The following is a 4,072-nucleotide window of genomic DNA, read 5'->3' as shown; positions in this document are numbered from 1 at the left end:
CCCAACCCCGCCCCCGACAAAGCCCCGGTCCTCCGAAGGCTGGCGGCTATCCACCCGTGGGGATGCTATTCTGAATGGTGTGGTTTGGCATCAGATACTGGCCGAACCCAGGAGCCGATATTGGAGAAGGGTAAGGAAACCAAGGCGGTAGTGCCCCTACGCTCTCCCCAGGAAGCCCTGGCCCTGCTGGGCCAGGGGGACAAGCACCTCAAGACCCTTCGCAAGCTGCTCCCTGCCCAGCTCGTGGTGCGGGGCCAGGAGGTGCAGATTTCTGGCCCGCCCGAGGACGTGCGCCTGGCCGAACAGGTGGTGCGCGACCTGGTCACCTTGGTACGCCAGGGGGCCGAGCTTGACGCAGGAACCCTCGAGCAGGTCGTCTTAGTGGCTGAGAACGGGCAGTCCTTTTCCGAAGAGACCATCGCTCCCAGCCTGGGGGGAGAAATCGTTCTGCCTGGGCGGCTCAAACCCAAGACCCCGGGGCAGCGCCGGTATGTGGAGGCCATCAGCACCCACGACATCACCTTCGGCATCGGGCCTGCAGGAACCGGCAAGACCTACTTGGCGGTAGCCATGGCGGTGGCCTTCCTTAAGGCCAAAAGGGTCAAGCGCATCATCCTGACCCGACCCGCGGTGGAGGCCGGGGAACGGCTGGGGTTCTTACCTGGCGACCTCCAGGCCAAGATAGACCCCTACCTACGCCCCCTCTACGACGCGCTTTTTGACATGATTGACGCCGAGCGGTTTGAGCAGTACATCCAGTCCGGGGTCATTGAGGTAGCCCCCCTGGCCTTCATGCGGGGGCGCACCCTGAACGACGCTTTTATCATCCTAGACGAGGCCCAGAACACCACCCCTGAGCAGATGAAGATGTTTCTGACCCGGATGGGCTTTAACAGCCGGGTGGTCATCACCGGCGACATCACCCAAATAGACCTGCCCAAAGCTCAGAAAAGCGGCCTGGTAGAGGCTTTGCGCATCCTAAAAGGCATCCAGGGTATCGCCCAGCAACGCTTCTTGGAATCGGACGTGGTGCGCCATCCCCTGGTGGCCCGCATCATCAAGGCCTACGAGTCTTACGAGTACGAGACCGAGCGCTCCTCGTAGATGGAGATGGCCACCGTCGCCCTGGTCGCCCACGCCCCCCTGCCCAGAGGGCTCAAGGCCCGGCTTAAGCAGGTACTGCAGCGGCTCATGGCCGAGCTGGGGCAGGGCGACAAGGCCCTGACCCTGATCCTGACCGACGACGCGGAGGTGCGGGCTCTAAAAAAGGCCCACTGGGGCGAGGATGCGCCCACCGATGTGCTCTCCTTCCCCAGCTACGAGCCCGGCGACCCCTTCGTCCCCCCCCACCTGGGGGATATCGTCATCAGCCTCGAGACCGCCAGACGGCAGGCCGAGGCCCTGGGCCACAGCCTAGAGGAGGAACTCCGGGTGCTGGCCGCCCATGCCCTGTGGCACCTTTTGGGCCACGACCACCGGAGCGAGGCGGAGTGGGCCGGGTTCCATCAGGTCCAGGCACGGGCGCTGGAGATTTAGAAGCGGAAGGTCAGGCCAACCCCAAAGCGCACCCCATCCCCTCGGGTGCCGTCCCCGATGCCGGTGGCGATGTCCAAGGTCAGGTCGGCCCCCAGCGGCCGCAGGGTGTAGCCCAGGGTCAGCTCTGGCCGGGGTTGGGGAAAGACCTCGCTGCTGAAGCGGAAGCGGAAGTCGCCTTGCTGGTACTCTGCAAACACCGTCTGGTACCCCCGCAGGTCCACGCTGTAGGCGAAGAACAGCTCGGGAAGGAGGTAGCGCCCGATGGTGAAGCGGGTCTCCTCGAGGGTCCCCCCATTGAGGGCGGGTATCTCCACCCGAACCTGGTCCAGCCCCAAGGCCTTGGCCAGCTCGCGCTCGAGCTGGCCCACGATGAAGTTCTGGACCGCCGCTTGCAGGCCCGTCTGGGCGATGTCGGCCGGGAGGGCCGAGAGGTCGGAGCGGCCCAGCAGCAGCAAGGCGTAAATCTCCGCGTCGGTGTAGCTCTGGCCATCGGCCTTGCGGGCCGGCTCACCGTTGTACCAGGCGGTGAAGGAGGGGGTGAGGCTGACTTTGATGCGCCCGTTCTGGCGCAAGAACTCCCCCTTTAGGGTGAGGTTTATCTGAATCCGCCGGTTCTCCTGGCCCCGGTCCTGCACCGTGGTATCGGCGATAATCTGCAGCTCCGGCAGGATACCCGCCGAGGGCGAGAAGCGGGCGTAGCTGCGTTCTTGGCTCCGGTCGCGAATGGTAAAGTCGCGGTCCCAGAGCTTGAAGTTGCCCCGTAGGGGTACCACCTCCCCAAAAAGGTAGGGGTCGGCCAGGCTGCCCCCTAGGTAGACCTCCCCAGCCAGCTCCCCCTGGGCCAGCGATTCCTGGATGAGAACGCCCCGCTCGGCCCGGAACAGAATGTTGGCGAACTCCAAGGGCATCGCCTCGGCCGGCTGAGGCTTAAGCGCGGAGGCCGGGATGGAGACCTCGCGCTGCCCCTCAGGAAGGCCCAACCGGGCCCGGAGCACCTCCACCGCCCCCTGGGCGATGTAGACCCCCCGCTGGTAGCGCAGGATTAGGTTGGTTTCCAGAAGACCTTCAAGCAGGAAGTAGCGAGGGTAGCTCACCGGAACCGGCCCTTGCAAGGTCAGCACGAGCTGAGGGAAAAGCGTCCCGTACAGCCGGGCCTGCTGATTGCGCAAGGAAGCGTTTAGGGTATAGGCGGGGTAGCTGAAGCTCAGCTCAAAGGGCTCGTCCGGGTTGAGCAGGGGCAGGTTGGCGGTTCCCAAGGCCCGCACGGTGAAGTTGGTCAGGTTGCCCTCACCGGACAGCTGGGCTTCGGCTGGAAAGGGCGCGGTGAGCTGGATGCGCCCCTCGGCGCTGGCGGTCTCGGCCACCCGTAGGGTCGCCCGAGGGGTCTCGGCCCGCACCGGGCCCAGCTTGAAACGGAAGTCCTCCAGGGTCAGCTCAAAGACCTGGCCGCTCGAGCGGAGCCTCAGGGTACCGCTGCCCTCCGGGGCCAGGGGCTTGAGGTTGGGAACCACCTGCAGCACCGGGGTAAAAACGGTGTTCTCCAGGTCTAGCTGTAGGTTGCTGCCCCGGCGGCCGTAGTACCCTGAGCCCCGCCAGGTACCCCTACCCGCAAGGGCCAGGTGGTCCACATAAAGCCGTTCCTGCTCAAAGCGCAGGGCCGCGCTGCCCACCAGGGTATCGCCTCCCCCCTGGAAGCGCAGCCGCTCCCCCACCAAGACCCCTTGGGAGGCCCAGGGGTTGATGAGGTCGAGGTTAAAGCGCGCCTGACCCGTCCAGAAGGCCTGCCCGGCCAGGTCGCCGGCCCAGGCAGAAAACAGCCAGTGCAGAGGAAAAGCCGCCGCCCTCACTTCCCCTTGGAGGCGGTTGTTCTCCAACCGAAGGCGAAGCTGGGTACGCTGGGGGCCCATGAGGCCATCCTGGCCCAAGCTCCCCTCTCCTTGGGGGCGTTCTAGGTTCAGCTCAGCCTGCATGGAGCCGTTCTGCCAGCTCCCGCTTAGGCGGCTGGCCAGGGCCAGGTCGTCCCCTCTGACCCGGAGGGCCGGGCTGCTGGCCCCAAACACCAGCCGTCCTCCCGCATACTCCACCAGGCCGGTGGCGCGGCCGCGGATAAAAGGCAAGCGGGCGCTCACCCAGGGTACCTCCTCCAGGGCCAGGTCGCTAAAACCAGCACGGGCCTCGAGCCCATCCCGCCCAAGGCGCGCCTCCAGGCGCAAGCGACCCAAATCGCCGCTGAGGCTGCCGCTGGCCTCCAGAACCTCCTTCCCCTCCAAATCAAGCTGGAGCCGGCTGGCCAGGGGCTCCAGAGGAAGCTCAGCGCGCAGGCGGCCCTGCCAGGTTCCCGCAGCGTAGCCCATCTGGCCCTCGAGCCAAGGGCCTTGGGCTACCAGGCGGCCCTCCAGCAAGCGGCCCTCAAACCGGAGCCGCTGCCGCTCCCCAGTGTCGCTGTAAGCCAGCCGCCAGACCCCATCCAGCCCCACCTGCCCCTCCAAGGCCCCTCCTTCCCAAGGAAGCCAGGGAGTCTCAGGATGAGGCGCCC

General features: G+C 66.1%; 3 protein-coding genes. 2 read left to right on the top strand and 1 reads right to left on the bottom strand.

What is annotated here, in order from left to right:
• The first annotated feature begins 120 nt into the window (after positions 1 to 120).
• Positions 121 to 1,104: a PhoH family protein gene (locus Mlute_RS14315; RefSeq protein ID WP_119361233.1), complete on the top strand. Its 984-nt coding sequence runs from the start codon at positions 121 to 123 to the stop codon at positions 1,102 to 1,104.
• Between the two features lie 6 nt (positions 1,105 to 1,110).
• On the top strand, positions 1,111 to 1,536 hold the full coding sequence (gene ybeY / locus Mlute_RS14310; RefSeq protein ID WP_119361234.1) for an rRNA maturation RNase YbeY: 426 nt from the start codon (positions 1,111 to 1,113) through the stop codon (positions 1,534 to 1,536).
• Here the strand turns inward: ybeY and Mlute_RS14305 are convergent.
• Positions 1,533 to 4,072: translocation/assembly module TamB domain-containing protein (locus Mlute_RS14305; RefSeq protein ID WP_182482586.1), on the bottom strand; the 2,540-nt coding region annotated here is incomplete at its 5' end. The two genes, ybeY and Mlute_RS14305, sit on opposite strands and share 4 nt — an antisense overlap.

It is taken from the genome of Meiothermus luteus, from assembly GCF_003574085.1.
Taxonomy (GTDB): domain Bacteria; phylum Deinococcota; class Deinococci; order Deinococcales; family Thermaceae; genus Meiothermus; species Meiothermus luteus.
The sequence above is the reverse complement of the archived record's forward strand: the minus strand, read 5'-3'. Positions and strand labels throughout refer to the sequence as shown.

Bases quoted from the DNA above. Each gene is read 5' to 3' on its own strand.
- ybeY (WP_119361234.1), top strand. From the start codon at position 1,111: ATGGCCACCGTCGCCCTGGTCGCCCACGCCCCCCTGCCCAGAGGGCTC.